Origin of the sequence: Streptomyces sp. NPDC101181 (assembly GCF_044767975.1) — a bacterium.
In the GTDB taxonomy this organism is placed as follows: Bacteria; Actinomycetota; Actinomycetes; order Streptomycetales; family Streptomycetaceae; genus Streptomyces.
Genome location: NZ_JBIWOX010000002.1, coordinates 335416 through 355609, shown reverse-complemented (window position 1 = coordinate 355609; position 20194 = coordinate 335416). Strand labels below are relative to the sequence as shown.

At 73.5% G+C, this 20194-nt stretch carries 17 protein-coding genes; 8 read left to right on the top strand and 9 right to left on the bottom strand.

The features are described 5' to 3' along the window. Position 1: 1 nt before the first annotated feature. Positions 2–1423, bottom strand: coding sequence for an amidohydrolase family protein (locus ACIRRU_RS05230; RefSeq protein ID WP_403676352.1), 1422 nt, complete (start codon positions 1421–1423; stop codon positions 2–4). A 172-nt stretch (positions 1424–1595) separates the two neighbouring features. On the opposite strand from ACIRRU_RS05230, the gene ACIRRU_RS05225 reads away from it, so the two are divergent. Next, complete coding sequence (locus ACIRRU_RS05225) at positions 1596–3167, top strand: class I adenylate-forming enzyme family protein (RefSeq protein ID WP_403676350.1); 1572 nt, start codon at positions 1596–1598, stop codon at positions 3165–3167. A 166-nt stretch (positions 3168–3333) separates the two neighbouring features. Here ACIRRU_RS05225 and ACIRRU_RS05220 read toward each other — a convergent pair whose 3' ends face one another. Then, complete coding sequence (locus ACIRRU_RS05220; RefSeq protein WP_403676347.1) at positions 3334–3861, bottom strand: EF-hand domain-containing protein; 528 nt, start codon at positions 3859–3861, stop codon at positions 3334–3336. Between the two features lie 105 nt (positions 3862–3966). Beyond that, the gene (locus tag ACIRRU_RS05215) at positions 3967–4341 is read right to left on the bottom strand and encodes an STAS domain-containing protein (RefSeq protein WP_363200407.1); all 375 of its coding nucleotides are present in this window, start codon (positions 4339–4341) and stop codon (positions 3967–3969) included. 378 nt (positions 4342–4719) lie between these two features. Between ACIRRU_RS05215 and ACIRRU_RS05210 the strand changes: the two genes are divergently transcribed. The 3 genes from ACIRRU_RS05210 (at position 4720) to ACIRRU_RS05200 (ending at position 7689) form a co-directional block, all read left to right on the top strand. After that, positions 4720–5313, top strand: coding sequence for an RNA polymerase sigma factor (locus ACIRRU_RS05210; RefSeq protein ID WP_403676344.1), 594 nt, complete (start codon positions 4720–4722; stop codon positions 5311–5313). Further along, on the top strand, positions 5310–6827 hold the full coding sequence (locus tag ACIRRU_RS05205) for a zf-HC2 domain-containing protein (RefSeq protein ID WP_403676342.1): 1518 nt from the start codon (positions 5310–5312) through the stop codon (positions 6825–6827). The genes ACIRRU_RS05210 and ACIRRU_RS05205 overlap by 4 nt, the downstream gene beginning before the upstream one ends. A 157-nt stretch (positions 6828–6984) precedes the next feature. After that, on the top strand, positions 6985–7689 hold the full coding sequence (locus ACIRRU_RS05200; RefSeq protein ID WP_363200404.1) for a GPR1/FUN34/YaaH family transporter: 705 nt from the start codon (positions 6985–6987) through the stop codon (positions 7687–7689). Positions 7690–7836: 147 nt separating this feature from the next. Here ACIRRU_RS05200 and purU read toward each other — a convergent pair whose 3' ends face one another. Further along, the gene (gene purU, locus ACIRRU_RS05195; RefSeq protein ID WP_403676339.1) at positions 7837–8712 is read right to left on the bottom strand and encodes a formyltetrahydrofolate deformylase; all 876 of its coding nucleotides are present in this window, start codon (positions 8710–8712) and stop codon (positions 7837–7839) included. A gap of 28 nt (positions 8713–8740) precedes the next feature. Next, positions 8741–9187: a hypothetical protein gene (locus ACIRRU_RS05190; RefSeq protein WP_363200643.1), complete on the bottom strand. Its 447-nt coding sequence runs from the start codon at positions 9185–9187 to the stop codon at positions 8741–8743. Positions 9188–9361: 174 nt separating this feature from the next. On the opposite strand from ACIRRU_RS05190, the gene ACIRRU_RS05185 reads away from it, so the two are divergent. Further along, positions 9362–10633, top strand: a complete 1272-nt coding sequence (locus ACIRRU_RS05185; protein ID WP_403676336.1) for an ABC transporter substrate-binding protein — start codon at positions 9362–9364, stop codon at positions 10631–10633. 147 nt (positions 10634–10780) lie between these two features. Here ACIRRU_RS05185 and ACIRRU_RS05180 read toward each other — a convergent pair whose 3' ends face one another. After that, on the bottom strand, positions 10781–12679 hold the full coding sequence (locus tag ACIRRU_RS05180) for a hypothetical protein (RefSeq protein ID WP_403676333.1): 1899 nt from the start codon (positions 12677–12679) through the stop codon (positions 10781–10783). Between the two features lie 143 nt (positions 12680–12822). Continuing rightward, the gene (locus tag ACIRRU_RS05175) at positions 12823–14205 is read right to left on the bottom strand and encodes a transcriptional regulator (RefSeq protein ID WP_403676330.1); all 1383 of its coding nucleotides are present in this window, start codon (positions 14203–14205) and stop codon (positions 12823–12825) included. 288 nt (positions 14206–14493) lie between these two features. Here ACIRRU_RS05175 and ACIRRU_RS05170 point away from each other — a divergent pair, with 288 nt between their 5' ends. The 3 genes from ACIRRU_RS05170 (at position 14494) to ACIRRU_RS05160 (ending at position 17723) form a co-directional block, all read left to right on the top strand. After that, on the top strand, positions 14494–15156 hold the full coding sequence (locus tag ACIRRU_RS05170; RefSeq protein ID WP_403676327.1) for a bifunctional DNA primase/polymerase: 663 nt from the start codon (positions 14494–14496) through the stop codon (positions 15154–15156). An 81-nt stretch (positions 15157–15237) separates the two neighbouring features. Beyond that, entirely contained in the window at positions 15238–16080 is an 843-nt protein-coding gene (locus tag ACIRRU_RS05165) for an ABC transporter ATP-binding protein (RefSeq protein WP_403676324.1), read from the top strand. Beyond that, entirely contained in the window at positions 16077–17723 is a 1647-nt protein-coding gene (locus ACIRRU_RS05160; protein ID WP_403676321.1) for a transporter, read from the top strand. The genes ACIRRU_RS05165 and ACIRRU_RS05160 overlap by 4 nt, the downstream gene beginning before the upstream one ends. Before the next feature lie 201 nt (positions 17724–17924). Here ACIRRU_RS05160 and ACIRRU_RS05155 read toward each other — a convergent pair whose 3' ends face one another. Then, complete coding sequence (locus ACIRRU_RS05155; protein WP_363200396.1) at positions 17925–18818, bottom strand: alpha/beta hydrolase; 894 nt, start codon at positions 18816–18818, stop codon at positions 17925–17927. Positions 18819–19498: 680 nt separating this feature from the next. Then, entirely contained in the window at positions 19499–20191 is a 693-nt protein-coding gene (locus ACIRRU_RS05150; protein ID WP_363200395.1) for a metal-dependent transcriptional regulator, read from the bottom strand. Positions 20192–20194 lie beyond the last annotated feature (3 nt).

The window sequence follows — 20194 nt, the reverse complement described above, 5'->3', positions numbered from 1 at the left end:
CCTACCGGTCCCGCTCCGGGCCCCGGCCCCATTCCTGGCCCCGCTCCCGCTCCAAGTCCCGGCCCTGGTACCGGCCCTGGTCCCGGTCGCGGTCCCGGTCCCGGTCGCGGTCCAGGTCCAGGCCGAGCATCCGGATCGCGTTTCCGCGCATCAGTTTGTGGACCGTCTCCTCGTCCAGCCCCCTGACGTGGTCGAGGGCGACCTCCTTGGTGTGCGGGAAGGTCGAGTCCACGTGCGGGTAGTCCGTCTCGAAGGTCGCGTTGTCGCGGCCGACGACGTCGAGGGCGGAGATGCCGTGCTTGTCGCGGAAGAAGCAGCAGTACATCTGCCGGTAGTAGTACGTGGACGGCGGTTCGGGGATCAGGCCGCGCACCCCGCCCCAGGCCCGGTGCTCCTCCCACACGTCGTCGGCGCGCTCCAGGGCGTAGGGGATCCAGCCCATCTGGCCTTCGCTGTACGCCAGTTTGAGCGTCGGGAACCGCACCAGGACCCCGCTGAAGAGGAAGTCCATCATCGAGGCCATCGCGTTGTTGAAGGAGAGCGAGGCCTGCACGGCCGGGGGCGCGTCCGGGGAGGCGGCGGGCATCTGGGAGCTGGACCCTATGTGCATGTTGACGACGGTGCCGGTCTCCTGGCAGACGGCGAAGAACGGGTCCCAGTAGCCGGTGTGGATGGAGGGGAGCCCGAGGTGGGTGGGGATCTCGGAGAAGGTGACCGCGCGGACGCCCCGGGCCGCGTTCCGCCGGACCTCCGCGACGGCGAGGCCGATGTCCCAGAGCGGGATGACGCAGAGCGGGATGAGCCGCCCGCCGCTGTCGCCGCACCACTCCTCGACCATCCAGTCGTTGTAGGCGCGCACGCAGGCGAGGGCGACCTCCTTGTCGTGCGCCTCGGCGAAGGTCTGCCCGCAGAAGCGCGGGAAGGTCGGGAAGCAGAGCGAGGCCTCGACATGGTTGAGGTCCATGTCCTTGAGGCGTTCGGCCGGGTCCCAGCAGCCGGGCCGCATCTCGGCCCGGGTGATGCCCTCCAGGGTCATGTCGTCCCGGTCGAAGCCGACGGCGGCGATGTTCCGCTTGTACGGGAACTTGAGGTCCTCGTAGATCCACCAGTCGGCCGGCGGCCCGTCCGGGTCCATGGTGATGACGTACTTCCCGCCCGTGTACGCCAGCTCCCCGATGCCCGCCGTGAGCGGCTGCGGGCCGCGCTCGCGGTACTTCGCGGGGAGCCAGGTGGAGAAGAGGTGGGCGGGCTCGATCACATGGTCGTCGACGCTGACGATCCGCGGCAGCTCCCGGCCCGTCGCGCCCGCTTCCGTCCCGCTCGTACCCGTCGGGCCCCGGCCCGTCGCGCCGGTACCCGCTACGCCCGTACCCGTCACGCCCGCGTCCGTCGTGCCCGTGTCCGTCATGCCCGTGTCCGTCATGGCGAGTCGTCCCCTCCGGCGCACCCGGGGGGGTTCCCGCACCCAGGCACTTTCTGATGGACCGTCAGATATGTGGCGGCCCTCAGGCTAGCCCCGCACCCCTGGACCGACAAGGCGCGGAGCCCTACGCTCTCCGCAGTATCTGACTGTCCGTCAGTTCGGAGGGACCCCTGTGACCGCCGTGAACGACGTGACCGCACGCGCCCACGCGCTGGGCGCCTCCCGCACCTTCTGGGAACTGATCGAGGCCCGCGCCGCCCTCACCCCCGACCGGCCGGTACTGCTCCAGGAGGACCGCACCCTGACCTTCGGCGCGCTGCGGGAGCGCGCGGAACGGGTGGCCGCCGGGCTGTACGGGATGGGGGTGCGGGCCGGGACCGTCGTCGCCTGGCAGCTGCCGACCCGGCTGGAGACGGCCCTGCTCTCCTGCGCGCTGACCCGGCTCGGGGCCGTGCAGAGCCCGGTCATCCCGTTCTACCGGGACCGCGAGGTGCGGTTCGCGCTGCGCGCGTCGGGGGCCGCGTTCTTCGCCGTGCCCGGCACCTGGCGCGGCTTCGACCACACGGCGATGGCCGGGCGGATCACGGCCGGACTCCCCGCCCCGCCGCGCGTCTTCGAGGCGTACGACACCCTCCCCGACGGGGACCCGGCGCTCCTGCCGCCCCCGCCGGAACCGCCGACGGGCGAGGAGGTCCGCTGGATCTACTGGACCTCGGGCACCACCTCCGACCCCAAGGGCGTCAGGCACACCGACCGCTCCCTGATCGCGGGCGGCTCCTGCCTCGCCCACGCGCTGAGGCTGTCGCCGGACGACGTGGGCTCGATGGCGTTCCCCTACGCCCATGTCGCCGGGCCGGACTACACGGTGATGCTGCTGCTGTACGGGTTCCCCGCGGTGCTGTTCGAGCAGTTCGCGCTGCCGGACGCGCTGGCGGAGTACCGGCGGCACGGAGTGACCGTGGCGGGCGGCTCGACGGCGTTCTACGCGATGTTCCTGGCCGAGCAGCGCAAGGACCCGGGCAGCCCGCTCATCCCCTCCCTCCGCCTCCTGGCGGGCGGCGGCGCGCCCAGACCGCCGGAGCTGTACCACGCGGTGGTCCGGGAGATGGGCGTCCAGCTGACCCACGGCTACGGCATGACCGAGGTCCCGATGATCACCATGGGCGACCCGGACGACACCGCCGAACACTTGGCCCTCACCGAGGGGCGGCCGCCCAGGGGCATGGAGATCCGGATCACCGACGAGCACGGCGAGCCGCTCCCGTACGGCGTGGAGGGCGAGGTACGGCTGCGCGGGGAGGCCGTCTGCCAGGGCTATCTGGACCCGGCGGCCACCGGGGCGGCCTTCGACGCCGAGGGGTTCCTGATCACCGGGGACCTGGGGCGGCTCCAGGAGAGCGGGCACCTCACGCTCACCGGGCGGCTGAAGGACGTCATCATCCGCAAGGGCGAGAACATCTCCGCCAGGGAGATCGAGGACCTGCTCCACACCCACCCCGGCGTGGCCGACGCGGCGGTGATCGGACTCCCCGACGCCGAACGCGGCGAACGCGTCTGCGCGGTGGTCGAACAGCCCCCGGGAGCCCCGCCCCTGACCCTGGCCGAACTCTCCGCGCACCTGCGCGGCGCGGGCCTCTCCGTCCACAAGGTGCCCGAGCAGCTGGAACTGCTGGACGCCCTGCCCCGCAACGAGACACTGCGCAAGGTGCTCAAGTACCGGCTGCGGGAACGGTTCACCGGGTGACGGCGGCGGGCGCCGTCAACGGAGGCGGGCACGACGGCGTTACGGGGGGGGCGGGCACGACGGCGTCACGGGGGCGGGGCCGCGTTACGGGGGCGGCGCGCCGTCCCCGTAACGCCCGGAGAACCCGGCTGTCCGGCTACGTGTCCGACTACGTGTCCGGCTCGGTCTACTTGTCCGGCTCGATCACGGTGAAGTACACGGAGAACGCGGCCACGACATCGCTCTCGGCGATCGTCCCGTCCTGGTCCGTGTCCAGGCTCTGCGCCGCGATGCCCGCGACCTCGTCCCCGGCCCCGAGGACCCGCAGCGCCCGCTCCACGTCCGCCACCGACGCTCTGCCGTCGTCACTGCCGTCCGCCGCCGCGACCGCGATGGCCGCCCGCAGGAACGGCCGCGCGATCTCCGCGAACCGCTCCGGGCTGTCACGGAGCCGCTTCACCGCCCCGCCCACGAACTCCTCACGGGTGACCCGCTGGTCGCCGTCCACATCGGCGATCCCCGCCATGCCCTGCCAGAAGGCCTCGGCACCGCTGTAGAGCGCCTGACCCTTGTCACAACGAGCCGTCGTACCGAACTCGGTGAGCAGACGGGCGGCCGCGGCGTTGAAATCGGCACGGTCGATGTAACCGCTGCCGTCCTGGTCGAAGGCGGCGAAGCGGTGCGCGATCTTTCGCTCGTACTCTGCGCTGTCCATGCGGGGAGCGTACGTCCCCGAGGCCGCCCACGTGTCACCGCGCGGCGCATCGTGTGTGACAACCTCGCATCACCCGGCCCGTGGTGGGGGCCGGTGCGTGTGTCATCAGGCGCTCAGGGGGCGGCACTGTTCGTCGGTCGCCGATGTCGCGTCCGGGTACACGTCGAACAGGCGGCGTACGCCGAGCGCTCCGAGCACCTTGTTGACGTGGGAGCCGTCCTCGGCGCCGCGGGCCGGGAGGATCAGCCGCAGTCGGCCGCCGCAAGACTTCATCAGGCGTCGCGAGGCGATCAGCACACCCACCCCGCTGGAGTCGCAGAACAGGACGTCGGACAGGTCCAGCACCACGTCGTGCTGGCCCTCGGCGACCGCCTCGTGGACGGACTGGCGCACGACGGGTGACGTCACCAGGTCGAGTTCGCCCTGTATGCGCAGGACGGTCCAGTCGCCCTGCTCGGTCTCGTCCACCTTCAGCGTCACGCGACTGGACCTCTCGTTCCGGGGGCTCCCGGCGATGCGGAAGTTTCCGTTCCTCCTCGCGGCTGCCCAACCGCACCTCCATGAAACACCGACACCTCCTTCGGGGCACAGTCGGTTTCCGGCGGAAATGATCAGACCGGGCACGTTTTCGCAGATCAGAAGGGTCGGGGAGGCATGGGTGGCTGAAATGCACTACCGTCGGGCGCCACGCTCCGCGGCAGCGGAGTTGACGCAAAGGCGCGTACGCCGCCCGCCCGGCGGACTACATTCGGTCAGCGAGGGCACGAGGGTGGATCTACGCGTTTCTCGCACGGGTGGGACCCCGCGGGGAGCGGGTCCACGGAGCTGGGCAGAGGGCCGGGGCTGGGGGTGGGTTTCATGGCGAAGGACACACCGCCGCGCTGGGACCGCAGGATGCAGCAGAGGCTGGCACGCGGCGAGGCGGCGGCACTCGGTGAGCTGTACGACCGGTTCGCCTCGCTCGTCCACAGCCAGGCCCACCGGATGCTGGACGACGAGGACGCGGCGGACCTGGTGACCCGCGAGGTGTTCGCCCAGGTCTGGGAGAACCCCGAGGCGTACGACCCCCAGCAGGGCTCCATGCGCTCCTGGGTGGCCCGGCTCACCCACCTCCAGTCCGTACGGCGGCTGCGCCGGGCGATGGCCTCCTCCTACGCGGCGGAGCACGGCGACGGCGAAGCACCCGACCCCGAGGAGCTGGAGCGGCGGGTGCGCACCGCTACGGCGGCCGCCCGCGCCGACTACATCGTCTCCTCGATGCCCACCCCGCTGCGCCAGGCCCTGGAACTGGCGTACATCCAGCGCCGCGACTACCGCCAGACCGCGGCCGACCTCGGGGTCACCGAGGACGAGGCCCGTCGCCGTCTGCGGCTGGGGCTCCAGCTGCTCTCCACGGCCAACGTCCGCCCCCTCGAAGGGACCACGCCGCCCGGTTACGGACGAGCCCGGTGACCGGTGACGGCCGCGAGAGCGACGGCCGCGACGAGGAGGTCCGGGGCGCCCGCCGGATACCGGGCCCGCGCTGGGCGGTGGACGACCTGGACCTGGACTCGGTGCCACCGCCCCCGCCCGGCAACGGGACCGCGCCCGAGGACGCCGTACCGGAACAAGCCGGTCCGGGCGAGCCGGCCAGAGCTCCCGGTGCCGGTGACTCCGCGCCCGCAGCCGGTGAGTCCGCGCCCGCAGCCGGTGAGTCCGCGCCCGCGGCCGACGACGGCGTACGGGCCGAGGGCGTGCGGAGCGACGACGGCGTACGGGAGGGCGGCCTTCCGGAGGACGCTCCGCGAGAGGACGACGGTGTCCCGGACGACGGCGTACGGGAGGGCGCAGCGCTTCCCGGGCGGTCCGGGGTGAGCGCCGCGCCGGTCCTTCCGCACGAGGTCCTCAAGGCGCTCCTCGGCGCCTGGGCGCTGTCCGCCTGCTCGGCGGAGGAGACCGCCGCCGTCGAGGACCACCTGACCGACTGCGCCCCGTGTGCGGACGAGGCCGTGCGGCTGCGGGACGCGGTGGGGCTGCTGCACACCGGCGGGTCTCTCGATCTCGACCCGACGCTGCGGACCCGGGTGATGGACGGCTGTCTGGCCCGCCGCCCGGCCCGGATCCCCATTCCCGAGTGGGCCGCGCCCTACGACGCGGAGACCGCCCGGCTGGACGCCCTGCTGCGCGACATCGGGGACGCCGAATGGCACGCGCCGGTGCGGCTCCAGTGGTTCGAGGAGGAGCGCCCGGTCAGCCGCCGTACGACGGTCGCCGGAGTCATCGGCCACCTGATGGCGGTCGACGGGCTGCTGTCCGCCGCGCTCGGGCTCGACGACCCGCTGGGCGGCGGCAACACGCCGCTCGACCCCACCGAACGTACCGAGTCGTACTGGTCGGCGACCGGACCGCCCGCCACTCGCGCGGTCCGCGAGCCCTGGCGGGACCAGAGCCACGAGCTGATCCGTACGGCGTCCCTCGCCGGGCGGAACGTCGCCGAGGCCTCCGTCTCCTACGGGTCCTTCGCCCTGCCGCTCCAGGACGCCCTGCTGGACCGGGCGTTCGAGTGCTGGGTGCACGGCGGTGACATCGCCGACGCCGTGGACTACCCGTACCAGGCCCCGTCCGCCGCCCATCTGTACAGGATGATCGACCTGGCGGCCCGGCTGCTCCCGGCCGCCCTCGCGGGGCGTCGCAGCGCCGGACTGGCCGGACCTGCAAGGGAGTTGGTCACGGCCGGGGCGCCGGGCCGCTCGCTCCATCTGGAGATCGAGGGGCTCGGCGGCGGCGACTGGTTCATCGCCCTGGACTCACCCGCCGCCCTCGGCTCGCCCGAGCGCGCGGTGGCGACCGTGGCGCTGGACGGGGTGGAGTTCTGCCGCCTCGTCGCGGGCCACATCTCCCCCGTGGAAGCGGCGGCGGGCCAGGAGGGCGACCGCGAGGCCATCCGCGACGTGCTGTTCGCGGCGGCCTCCCTCAGCCGCTTGTGACCTGAGAGGCCGCTCAGCCGTTTGTGACCCGAGAAGTCGCCCAGCCGTGCTTGTGACCTGAGAGACGGGGGCGTCCCGGGCGGCTGCGGCGGCTCACGGAGGCGGCTGTGGTGCCTCCCGGCCACCGGTCCCGCCTCCCGCCTCGTACGCTTGCGCGGTGTCCCCCGACTCCGGCCCCCAGGGCCCCTCCGAACCGCTGACGACCGACGCGGTGACGCGCATCATGCTGCGTCCGATCGCCAGCCCCCTCCCGCTGGGCTTCTTCGCCCTCGGCCTCGGCAGTACGGTCCTGTCCTCCCTGCAACTCGGCTGGGTGCCGACCGCGCAGAGCGAGGTCCTGCTGCTCCTGGTCCTCATCTTCGTCGTCCCGCTCCAGCTCGTGGCCGGGATCTTCGCCTTCCTGGCCCGCGACTCCGGCTCCGGTACGGCGCTGCTGCTGCTCAGCGCCGCCTGGGCCGGGACGAGCGTGACGTCGCTGGACTCGCCGCCCGGCGAGCCGGTGGCGGCCCAGGCCGTCTTCCTGCTGGCGCTCGTCCCGTTCGTGCTGGCCCTCGCCGGGGCCTCCGTCCAGTCCAAGCCCCTGTTCGCCGTGCTGCTCACCCTGACGGCGACGCGCTTCGCCCTGACGGGCCTCTACGAGGCCGCGCTGGGCAACGCCTTCCAGCTCGCGGCGGGCTGGACCGGCCTGGCCATCGGCGTCTTCGCGCTCTACGGCGGACTGGCACTGCTCATCGAGGACACCAAGCAGCGCACCGTGCTGCCGCTCTTCCGCCGGGGCAAGGCCCGCGAGTCCATCGAGGGCGACCTGCGCGAACAGCTCACCGAGGCGCAGCAGGAGGCGGGCGTCCGCCACCAGCTGTGAACGAACCCGGCGACGGCCGTCCCCGCACACCCCGGGGACGTACACCCCGGGGGCCGCGGCCGTCCTTCCCGCGGGGTCCACGCCCCGCCCGGTCCGGACGACGGGCGCCCCCGGGCCTGTGGACGGGTGTCCCCGGGCCTGTCGTCCCTAGGCGAAGATCACCGTACGGCGGCCGTTGAGCAGGATGCGCCGCTCCGCGTGCCACTTCACCGCGCGGGCCAGGGCCTGGCACTCCACGTCCCGGCCGATCGCCACCAGCTGGTCCGGGGTGACGTCGTGGCCGACGCGCTCGACCTCCTGCTCGATGATCGGGCCCTCGTCGAGGTCGGCGGTGACGTAGTGCGCGGTCGCCCCGATCAGCTTCACGCCCCGCGCGTGCGCCTGGTGGTAGGGCTTGGCGCCCTTGAAGCTCGGCAGGAACGAGTGGTGGATGTTGATGATCCGGCCGCTCAGCTGCTTGCACAGGTCGTCGGAGAGCACCTGCATGTAGCGGGCCAGGACGACCAGCTCGACGTCCTCCTCCCGGACCAGCTCCAGCAGCCGCGCCTCCGCCTCCGGCTTGTTCTCCTTCGTCACCGGAAGGTGCCGGAAGGGGATGCCGTACGAGGCGACCAGCTCGGCGAAGTCCGTGTGGTTGGAGACGACGGCGGCGATCTCCACCGGCAGCGCGCCCGTACGGGAGCGGAACAGCAGGTCGTTCAGGCAGTGGCCGAACTTGCTGACCATCAGCACGATCCGCATCTTCTCGTCCGGCCGGTGGATCTGCCAGTCCATCCGGAAGGCCTCCCCGATCGCGGCGAAGCTGGCCCGCAGCTTGTCCACGGTGACGATGGTGTCCGCCGAGAAGTGCACGCGCATGAAGAACAGCCCCGTGTCGTGGTCCCCGAACTGCTGGCTGTCCTCGATGTTGCACCCGGTCATGAAGAGGTAGCTCGACACGGCGTGCACGATGCCCTGTTTGTCGGGGCAGGAGAGCGTCAGGACGTACTGCTCGGGCAGGGCGGCGGGCTGCGGTGCGGTCATCCCCGTAGGGTGCCACAGCCGCCCGGTGTCAGGCGGCCCTGGTCATGATGCGGATGACGTCCAGCGAGCGCGGCGGGGTGTCCGGGTCCTCGGCGTCGTTGACGGCGAGGAGCACGTGCGCCTCGCGCGCCGCGCGCACCGCCTCCGGCCAGCCCTGGTGGTCCAGATAGGCGGAGACGGGGGCGTCCGCGCCGACCTGGTGCATGATCCGCAGGACGCGCAGGGCGGCCGTGTCCACGGCGGCCGCCTCGGCGGCGTCCCGGAATATGGTGCCGACGTACTTCTCGGCGGACCAGTTGTCCAGCCAGGTGTCCTCGACCAGGCGGTACACGGCGTCGGTGACGTCGCCGTACCCTTCCCGGCCTGCGAGCCAGAACTCGTGATGGAAGACGGGATCGGAGAGCATGTGCAGCGCCGAGCGCACATTGGTGCGCCAGCGCCACCACGGCATGTCAGTGAGCGGCATGTCGCCCATGGTGGAGGAGCGACGGCCGCGACGGGAAGAGTTCTCCGAACCTTGCTGCACGGTCGTCGATCGTACGTTCCTCCACGCCACCTCCGCACGGGCCCCCGTAATTCACCTGGCCGTCACCGACCGTTGCGCATCGCACACCGCGCCGTTACCCCGGGCGCGGCAGGGTCCAGGGACATGACCGGACGGCGACACGCCCTGTTCCCCCGCCCCCTTCAGCACGGCATCACCACGGCGGCGGCGGGGGCGCTGCTGCTGACCGGCTGCGGCGTGCTCCCTGGAACCACGGGGGGGTCCAGGGAGCCCGTCACCGTGATGACGTGGGCGCCCGACCGCTCGGACGACATCAACTCCGTGAAGATGGCCGGGGTACCCGCGATGGCCCAGGCGTACGCCCGCTGGGTCAACGACAGCGGCGGCATCGGCGGCCGCGACCTGAAGGTGATCACCTGCGACGAGCGGGACACCACGCTCGGCGCCGAGCGGTGCGCGAAGGAGGCCGTCCAGCGGGGCGTGGCCGCGGTCGTCGGCTCCTACAGCCGGCACGGGCAGAGCTTCATGCCCGCCCTGGAGGCGGGCGGCGTCCCGTACATCGGCGGCTACGGCGCCTCCACCGAGGAGTTCAGCAGCTACCTCTCCTACCCGGTCAACGGCGGCCAGTCCGCGCTGCTGGCCGGGCACGGACGCCAGCTGGCGGACAGCTGCGAGCAGGTCTCGCTGGTGCGGCCCGACACGATCGGCGGCGACGGCATGCCGCACCTCCTGGACAACGGGCTGCTCGCCGCCGAGCGCCCCCGGTCCACCGACATCCTGGCCCCCGAGGACGCCACCTCCTACGACGCGCAGGCCGCACAGGCCCTGGCGCGGTCCGGCGGCAGCTGTGTGACGGCGGTGCTCGGCGGCCGTACGGAGACGTTCTTCGACTCCTTCCGCCGACTGGAGGCGGACGGGGAGCGGGTCAGGGTCTCCTCCGTCCTCGGCAGCGTCAGCCAGCCGCTCATCAACCGCACGGGCGGCCGCGACAGCCCGTTCGAGGGCGCCTACGTCACCGGCTGGTACCCGGACTCGGGCGACACCCGGTGGAAGCCGATGCGCGACGTGATCCAGCGGTACGCGTTCGGGGACAACCGCATCGACCCGGACGACACCGCCGTCCAGACGACGTGGATCGCGTACACGGCGCTGCGGGCGGCCGTCGGGGCGATCGACGACGGGGACGTCACCCCGGGCCGGGTCAGCGCCGCCCTCAACCGGGGCACCGAGGTCGACACCGGCGGCCTGACCCCGACGCTCCGCTGGCGCTTCCGGGATCTGGTCGGGGCGCCCTCCTACCCGCGCATCGTCAACACGAAGGTGACGTTCCAGGTGGTCCGCGAGGGCCGTCTCACCGCCCAGCGGAAGGGCTTCGTGGACGTCACGGAGGCCCTGACGGACGCCCCGAGGAGCTGAGCCTCCCCTCCCTCGGACCGCCCGGAGACCCGAAGAGCACACGCCCCCCACGCCATGGGCCGGGAGAACGCCACGGGCCCGGGAGACCCGAAGGCCCCCCGGGAGAACCCATGGCCCCGGGAGACCCGAAGGCCCCCGGGGCGCGGGTCACAGCTCGGTGGGCGTGTGCTTGGTGAGGCCGTACGTCCCGGCGATGGCGTTCCACAGCCCCGAGGCCTCGCGCTTGGCCTGGGTGGCCACCCCGCTCTGCTGGTTCGCCTTGGCCGTCTCGTTCGTCGAGCGGGCCTGGCCGCCCTTGCAGACGGACTTGTTCTTCTTGGCCTGCCGGGCCCAGGCCGCGTAGTGCTCGTCGGCCGCCTCCGAGGCCTTCCAGGCGCGGTTCAGCGAGGCGGTCAGCTCCTCGTGCCGCGGGAGCTTGTCCACGGCCAGGCCGTCGAGCCGGGTCACCAGGTCGCGGCGCTGCTGGGCGGCGCCCTTGAGGTCGGTGTCGGCCTGGTCCAGGTCCTTGCAGGACTTGATCTTCTCGACCGCGCCGATCACCGCCGCGCGGCTGTTGTTGCTGTCGGCCAGCAGCTTGTCCAGCGCCTCGGCCTGCGGCTTCGCCGGGTCGGGTGCCGCGGAGGCGGACTCCTCGGCCGGGGGCGAACTCTGCGAGGACACCGTCTTCTTGTCGTCCTTGGGGGAATCGTCGCCGCCGCTCAGCAGCGCGCCCGCGCCGAGCCCGACCACCGCACAGCCGACGACGACGGCGGCGATCAGCGGGATGTGCGCGGAGCGCCGGCGCCGGGGCTCGTCGTCCCCCTGCGGCGGCGGCCCGTCCTGCCCGGCCCCGCCGCGGAAGTCCTGGAGGCCGGACGGGTGGCCCGGGGCGGGCTGCCGTCCGTGCTGGGGGACCTGCGGCGGCAACTGGCCCCCGGAGCCCGGCTGCTGGGAGCGCTGGTACGGGGGCGGGGTCGGCTCCCCCCCGTCGAACCGGGGCAGTTGCTGCGTGGCGCCCGCGGGCGCCTCCGTACGGAACAGGTTGTCGAACTCCGCGGGCGGCTGCCGTTCGCCCGGCGTACCCGGTCCGATCCCGTACGGGGCGCCGTCGGACACCGGGGGTATGTACTGCGTCGCGTCCGTGTCACCGCCGGACCGCGGCATCCCGGCGGGTCCGGCGCCTCCCGGCACGGGCGCGATGTACTGGGTGGCGTCCGCGTCGCCGCCGGGCGCACCGGCCGCACCGGAGCCCGTCGACGCGTCCGCCCCGCCCCGCCCGGTCTCCGGCGGCAGCGGCTGCGCGTACGGGAGAGGCTGGGACGGCTGCGGCTGCTGGTACGAGCCGCCCTGCGAGTGCTGCGGATCCTGCGGGTGCTGCCCGTACTGCGGAGCCTGCGGGTACGCCTCGTGCTGCTGAGACGGAGGGGACTGCTGGTACGCGTCGGGCTGCTGGTACGGGTCGGGCTGCCGGTAGGCGTCGGACTGCTGGTACGGGTCCGGCTGCTGATAAAGGTCGGGCCGCTGGGACAGTTGATCCGCGCCGGGCCGCTCGTACGGGTCCGGGCCGGGCTGGTGGTACGAGGAATCCGGGCCCGGCTGGTGGTACGACGGATCCGGGCCCGGCTGGTGGTAGGGCTCCGCCTGCGGCTGGTGCGGCTCCCCGCCGGGCGTCCGCGCGGGCGGCAGGGGCTGGGCGGGCGGCTGCGGGTAGCCGTAGTGGCCCTGCGCCGGTGCCGGGGAGTCCGGCTGCGGGTAGCCGTAAGGGCTCCGCGCCGGTGCCTGCGGCTCCGGCTGCGGGTAGCCGTAGTGGCCCGGTGGCGGGGCCTGCGGGTCCGGCTGCCGCTCCTCGGACCGCGGCCCCCAGGGCTGCCCCCACGGCTGTCCGCCCGCGGGGACCGTACGGTCGTCGCCGCCCTGCGAGCCCTGCCGTGCGGCTGCGGCGTCCTCCGGGGTCCAGGGGGCGCCGCCGTCGGAGGGCAGCACGACGCCCTCGTGCGCGGGTCGCGTGTCGGGACGCCGATGCTCGCCGCCCTGTCCGCTCTGCCCGCCCTGTCCGCTCTGCGTCACCGGGACTCCTACGTGTGAACCTACGGAATCGTCGGCTCACGCTATCGGGTGGTCCCCCGCCTCCGCCAAGCGCGTGGTGCCCCTCACCACCCCTTCACAGCCGGGTACCATCCGCCCGCCGTACGACGCTGCCGTCGGGCTCCTCACGCCGCCTGGAGCTCCAGGCGCTCGCCGAACTCGCGTACGGCGGGCTCCTCGGCGTAGGGCGCGAGCCGCTGCTGGAGGTCGTCGAGGTACTCCGCGCCCCGGGCGGACCGGACCGTTCCCAGCAGCTCCATCGCGCGGGTGCCGGTGTGGCAGGCCCGCTCCACCTCACGCTGCTGGACCTGCGCCGAGGCCAGGAGCACCAGCCCGATGCCCCGCCGCCGCGCCCGGCTCTCCGGCAGCGCGGCCAGGGCCTCCTTGGCCCGCCGGGCGGCTTCGTGCGGCTGCCCCAGGTCCCGGTGGCAGTGGGCCAGTTCGTCCGCGAGGTAGCCCACGTCGAAGTGGCGGATCCACACCGGGTCGTCGCCGGATTCCGGGTCCGCCCGCTCCAGCGCGGCCACCGCCCGGCCCGCCGCCGCGTGGCAGGTGCGGGCGTCCCCGAGCAGCGCGTGCCCCCGGGCCTCCGCCGCGTGGAACATCGCCTGGGCGCGGGAGGTGACCTGGCCCCGGGCCCCTTCCTGTGCGGCGCGGGCCAGTTGGGCGATCTCGCGCGGGTTGCCGAGCTGGGCGGCGAGGTGGCTCATGGAGGCGGCCAGGACGTAGCCGCCGTAGGCCCGGTCACCCGCGGCCTGCGCCAGCCGCAGGGCCTGGATGTAGTAGCGCTGGGCGAGGCCGGGCTGGCCGGTGTCCACCGCCATGTACCCGCCGAGTTCGCTGAGCCGGGCCACCGCGGCGAACAGCTCCCGCCCGACCTGGTCCCGGTACGCCCCCGAAAGCAGCCCGGACACCACGCTGTTGAGGTAGTGCACGAGCACCGGGCGGACGTGGCCGCTGCCGAAGCGGTGGTCGAGGTCGGTCAGGGCGGCGGTCATCGCCCGCACAGCCTCCACGTCCGACATCCCGACCCGGGCCCCGGCCGCCCGCTCGACCTGCGGGTCCGCCCCCGAGATCAGCCAGTCCCGGCTGGGCTCGACCAGGGCGGAGGCGGCGATCGCCGAACCGGTCAGCAGATCGCGGCGGCCGACGTCGCTGCGCCACAACTCGCAGACCTGCTCGATCGCCCCGGCCACGGTCGGCGCGTACTGGAGGCCGACCCCGGAGGCGAGGTTCTTGCCGTTGGCCATGCCGATCTCGTCGATCGTGACCGTACGCCCCAGCTTGCGGCCCAGCGCCTCGGCGATGATCCCCGGGGCCCGGCCCCGGGGTTGCTGTCCGCGCAGCCACCGCGCCACGGAGGTCTTGTCGTAGCGCAGGTCGAGCCCGCGCTCGGCCCCGACCATGTTCACCCGGCGCGCGAGACCCGCGTTGGAGCAGGCGGCTTCCTGGATGAGCGTCTGGAGCCGTTCGTTGGGCTGGCGGGCTACGAGAGGCCTTGCAGCCATATGTCCCCCTGAAGCAGTCGGAAAGGTGCAGTGACCGTGAAAGGGATCACTGCCCGGCACATACACAAGAAATGCGCATATCCCATCGGCAATCGGTAAGAGCGGTCGCGGGCAGGGCGGGTCGCCCGGTCCTGCTGGGTGCTACCCGCCCTCCGGTGCGATGCCTCACGCGCGCCCCCGTACATGCACCGATGCGCCCCGCGTGCAGGATCGATGCGCCGTCACCGGGTCTTGGGCAAGCCGTAACCCCAGGTGACGCCGGGAGTTGTGCTGGGCGTGGAAGAGCCCATGGGAGTCACGGAAACCGCACAGGTCCCTCAGCAGCGGGGGGACCACCCGCTCGACGCCGCGGTGCGGTATGCGGAGGAGCGTCACTGGGACGTGTTCCCCGGCACCTGGCTGGAGGCGGTGGGCGGCGGTGAGCGCTGCTCCTGCGGCGAGCCCGCCTGCGCGCTGCCCGGCGCCCACGCGGACGGTCCGGACTGGGCGGGCCGCTCGACCGGCAGCGGGGCGGCCGCGCGACGTATGTGGACCCGGCAGCCGCGCGCCTCGGTGCTGCTGCCGACCGGGCGCACCTTCGACGCGCTGGAGGTCCCGGAGGCGGCGGGCTTCCTGGCGCTGGCGCGGATGGAGCGGATGGACCTGACCCTCGGCCCGGTCACCCGCACCCCCGACCGCCGGATGCTGTTCTTCGTGCTGCCCGGGGCGGCGGCCAAGGCTCCCGAACTGGTGCGCGCGCTGGGCTGGAACGCCGAGGCGATCGATCTGACCGGCCGCGGCGAGGGCCACTACATCGCGGCTCCGCCGACCCGGATCGGCGGAGCGGCCGTGCAGTGGGCGCGCAAGCCCACCCAGGTGAACCGCTGGCTGCCCGATGTCGACGAGCTGATCAGCCCGCTGGCGTACGCCTGCGCACGCGAGGCGGCGGACGCCCGCGCCCGGACCGCGTGACGCGCCCGGACCGCACAACGCGCGCGGCCCCTTCGTAGGGTGGTCCCCGTCACCTGGGGACCATCGAAAGGCTGTGCTGCCATGCCGGACCGGGCGGATACGCGTACGGGGACAGACGCCGCGGGCGCGGGCGCGGGGGCGGGGGGTGCGCCGGCGGCGCCCCCCGCTGTCCGCGTCGAGGGGCTGTGGAAGCGGTTCGGGGACCAGGTCGCCGTCTCGGGGATCGATCTGGAGCTGCCCGCGGGCAGGTTCATCGGCCTGGTGGGGCCCAACGGGGCGGGCAAGACGACGACGCTCTCCATGGTCACCGGCCTGCTCCGGCCCGACCAGGGCAAAATCGAGGTCGCGGGCCACGACGTGTGGCGGGACCCGGTCCAGGTGAAGTCACGGATCGGGGTGCTGCCGGAGGGGCTGCGGCTCTTCGAGCGGCTGTCGGGGCGCGAGCTGCTCGCGTACAACGGGCGGTTGCGGGGGCTGCCCGGTGACGAGGTCGACAAGCGGGCCGCCCAGCTGCTGGACGTGCTGGATCTGGCGGGCGCGCAGAACAAGCTGGTCGTCGACTACTCCACCGGTATGCGCAAGAAGATCGGTCTCGCGGCGGCCCTGCTGCACAACCCCGAAGTGCTGTTCCTGGACGAGCCGTTCGAGGGGGTCGACCCGGTCTCCGCGCAGACCATCCGCGGGGTGCTGGAGCGCTACACCCGGTCGGGGGCCACCGTCGTCTTCTCCAGCCATGTCATGGAGCTGGTCGAGTCGCTGTGCGACTGGGTGGCCGTGATGGCGGCGGGCCGGATCAGGGCGCACGGCACCCTGAGCGAGGTGCGCGGTGACGCGCCGTCCCTCCAGAACGCCTTCCTCGAACTGGTCGGCGCGGGCGGCCGGGACACCGGCGACTCCCTCGACTGGCTGGGCGGCTCCCGATGAGCGTGCTGGACACCCCCGTCACCGCGGCCGCCCCGACCGCGCCGACGGCGGGCCTCACCCCGGTCTTCGTCCGGCTCAAGCTGGCGCTCCTGCGGAACGGGCTGCGGCAGTCCTCCGGGCGCCGGGCCGCGTTCGTCGTCTCCCTGGTCCTGACCCTGCTGCTCGCCGCGGGCCAGGTGCTGGGGCTGGTCCTGCTGCGCGGCGACGAGCACGCGGGCACGGTGGTGGTGCTGCTCACCGGTGTCGTGGCGCTGGGCTGGGCGGTGCTGCCGCTGTTCTTCCCCAGCGGGGACGACACCCTCGACCCGACCCGGCTGGTGATGCTGCCGCTGCGGCCGGAGCCGCTGGTGCGGGCCCTGCTGGTCTCCTCGCTGGTCGGCATCGGCCCGCTGTTCACGCTGTGCCTGGTGGCCGGGTCGGTCCTCGCCGTGGCGCACGGGGCGGCCGGGATCGTGTGCGCGGTGCTCGCGGTCCCGCTGACGCTGCTGCTGTGCGTGGCCCTGTCCCGGACGGTGGCCACCGCCAACGTGCGGCTGCTGAACTCCCGCCGGGGCCGTGACCTCGCGGTGCTCAGCGGGGTGGCCATCGCGGTCGGCATCCAGGTGGTGAACCTCGGGGCGCAGCGGCTCGGGGAGTCCGGCGGGCTCGCCGCGCTGGACCCGGTGGCGGACGTGGTGCGGTGGCTGCCGGGCCCCTCCGCGATCGGGGCGGTCGACTCGGCGTCGTCCGGTTCGCCCGGGGTCGCGGTCCTCCAGTTGCTGATCACGGCGGGCGCCCTGGCCGGCCTGCTGTGGATGTGGCGGCGGAGCCTGGTGCGGCTGATGACCGCACCGGACGGCTCGACACTGGCCGCCGCCGAGCCGTCCCGGGAGAAGCCGGAGGGCGGGGGGCGCGCCGGCCTGGCCGGTCTGCTGCCCGAGGGCCGTACGGGCACCGTGATGCGGCGGACCCTGCGGTACGTGGTGCGGGACCCGAAGACCAAGGCGGCGTGGGCGACCTCGCTGGCGCTCGGCCTGATCGTGCCGCTGTTCAACGCGGTCCAGGGCACCGGCTCCGTCTACTTCGGCGGCTTCGCGGCCGGGATGCTCGGGATGCTGATGTACAACCAGTTCGGCCAGGACACCTCCGCCTTCTGGATGGTGGCGCTGACGATCTCCTCGCCCCGGGACGCGTACGCCGAACTGCGGGCGCGGGCGCTGGCCCTGCTGCTGGTCACCCTCCCGTTCACCCTGCTGGTGTGTGCGGTGACGGCGGCGGTGCTCGGTGACTGGCGGTCGCTGCCGGGGGCGCTGGGCCTGTCCTTCGCGCTGCTGGGCGCGATGGTGGCGACGGGGGCGGTGGCCTCGGCGCGGTTCCCCTACTCGGTGCCGCAGGAGGGCGCGTTCAAGAACGCGGCCCCGGGGCAGGGCGGACTGGCCTGGATCTCGATCCTCGGCGGGATGGTGGTCACCGCGGTGCTGGCCGCGCCGGTGATCGCGCTGACGGTCTGGGCGCACCTCACGGACCGCCACGACGCGCTGTGGCTGATGGTCCCGGTCGGGCTGGTCTACGGGGCGTTCGTCGGATGGGCCGGGCTGAAGCTGGCCGCGCCGCGCACCGCGGACCGGCTGCCGGAGATCCTGGCGGCGGTCAGCAAGGGCTGACGACCCGCCTCAACGCACGGCCTGCCGGGGACCACCGGCTCCCGGTCGTCCCGCGGACTGCCGGGGGGCCACCGGCTCCCGGTCGGCCTGCGGTCTTACGGGGACACCGCCTCCCGGTCGGCCTGCGGTCTACCGGGGGGGCACCGGCTCCATTCGGCCCGCGGTCTACCGAGGGGCACCGGCTCCATTCGGCCCGCGGTCTTACGGGGACACCGGCTCCCGGTCGTCCCGGTTGTCCTCGGCGAGCTGCTCCAGGAACGGCTCCACCGCCGCCCGCCAGCCCTCCGGCCGGTCGTAGTGGACGAGGTGGCCCGCGTCCGCCACCTCCGCGTACTGGCCGCGGGGCAGGACGCGGACCATCTCCTGGGCCTCGGCGCGGCCCAGCTCCCCGTCGAGGCCGCGCAGCACCAGGGCCGGGCAGCGGACCTGGGCCAGCTCCTCCCAGTGGGCGTCGAAGACCCAGGTGGCGCGGGAGCGGAGCATCTGGTGGCGGGAGAAGACCGGGCGCCAGCCGTCCTCGCTCTCGGCCATCACCTCGGCGTAGAACTCGCCGCGCGCGGGGCTCGGCCGCTCCACCCAGGGATCGTCCTCGCCGAACCACTTCCGTACGTCCGCGAGGGTCGCGAAGGGCAGCGGCCAGGACGCGAACCAGTCGCTCCACTCACGCTGGGAGGCCGCGCCGAGGGCGGAGGCGCGCATGTCGCAGATGACGACGGCGCGGACCAGGTCGGGACGCTTGGCGGCGAGCTGCCAGCCGGTGAGCGCGCCCATCGCGTGGCCGACGACGGTCACCGGGCCGAGCCCGAGCTGTTCGATCGCGGCCTCGGCGTCGGAGACGTAGGCCTCGCGGGTGTACGGGCCGTCGGCGGGCTTCTCGCTGCGGCCGTGGCCCCGCTGGTCGAGGCCGACCGCGCGATAGCGCTCGGCGAGCCAGCGGGCGGTCGGGGCCCACTGGGAGGCCCGGCCCATGAGCCCGTGGAGCAGTAACACTCCGGGGGCGCGCTCGCTCTCCGCACGCCCCTTGGGCGGGTCGGCGAACTCCCATGCCGCGAGGCGTACGCCGTCGGCTCCGGTCACGTCGATGCGCCGCACCATAGTCCTGGCACCCCCTTCTCTCCTCGATCACCCGGTGCGCCGCGTGGTCGCACCTCGCCAGGCTATCGAACCTTTATTCGAAAACGAGGATCCGCCCCCCAACACCCCACGTTCGAGTGACACACGTCGAGGATTGCCGCCGACGGCCGTGGGGAGATCTTCACCGGGGGGCGGACCGCTCGGGGACAACGGTCCGCGGAGACTGACCTTGAGAGCTCGGGGCTCCAGGTCAGAACAGGGGAGGGCCGGCCCCGGCGTCTTCGGACGCCGGGGCCGGCCCATGTCCGGGGAGAAGCCGCCGACCGGTGCGGGCCGGGCGACGAGCAGGGGTCCGCGACCCGGGGACGGACACCGGAACGCACCCCGGGCGCGGCTCCACCCGGCCGCGACAACGATGCCGGACGGCGACATCCCGGATCTCCGCCTTCCGGGCGGGGGAGGTGACGACGCGGACCGCCTCCCCCGCCCCGCTGCGGGAGAGCGGGCGGAGCGGCGGCCAGGGGGGCTGCCGTGGATGCGGCGGTGAGGGCGGCACAGGGCTCGGCGCAGACCGTCCGGTGCGCGTGCCGGTACGACGGGCGCATCTCCTGCTCCCTCCCCTGCCTGGCCTCAGCCTGGCACGCGACCGGCCCCCGGCGCTGCGATTCCGCGCGGAAACCGGGCGCCCGGCGGCGAACGCGTCAGCGCTTGGCGACGAACACGTGCGAGGCGACCTCGGCGTCCAGCTCGGCGGCCTCCCCGCTGGAGCCGACCAGCACCCCGCCGGCCGACTCGGTGACACTGACCACGGACCCGGGCTGCACCCCGGCCCGGCGCAGCGTGTACATCAGCTGGGCGTCGGTCTGGATCGGCTCCCCGATCCGCCGCACCACCACCGTCTTGCCGTCGGCGCCCGGGTCCAGCTCCGCCAGGCTCACCATCGAGGCGTCCAGGAACGGGTCCGCCTCGGCCTTCTCGCCCAGCTCCTCCAGGCCCGGGATGGGGTTGCCGTACGGCGACTCCGTCGGGTGGCGCAGCAGCTCCAGCACCCGCCGCTCCACCGCCTCGCTCATCACGTGCTCCCAGCGGCAGGCCTCGGCGTGCACCTGCTCCCACTCCAGACCGATCACGTCGACGAGCAGACACTCGGCGAGCCGGTGCTTGCGCATCACGCGCGTGGCGAGGCGGCGGCCCTCCTCGGTCAGCTCCAGATGGCGGTCCCCCGCGACCTGGACCAGGCCGTCGCGCTCCATGCGGGCCACCGTCTGGCTGACGGTCGGACCGCTCTGGTCCAGCCGTTCGGCGATGCGGGCGCGCATAGGGACCACGCCTTCCTCTTCCAGTTCGAGGATGGTGCGGAGATACATCTCCGTGGTGTCGATCAGTCCGGACATACG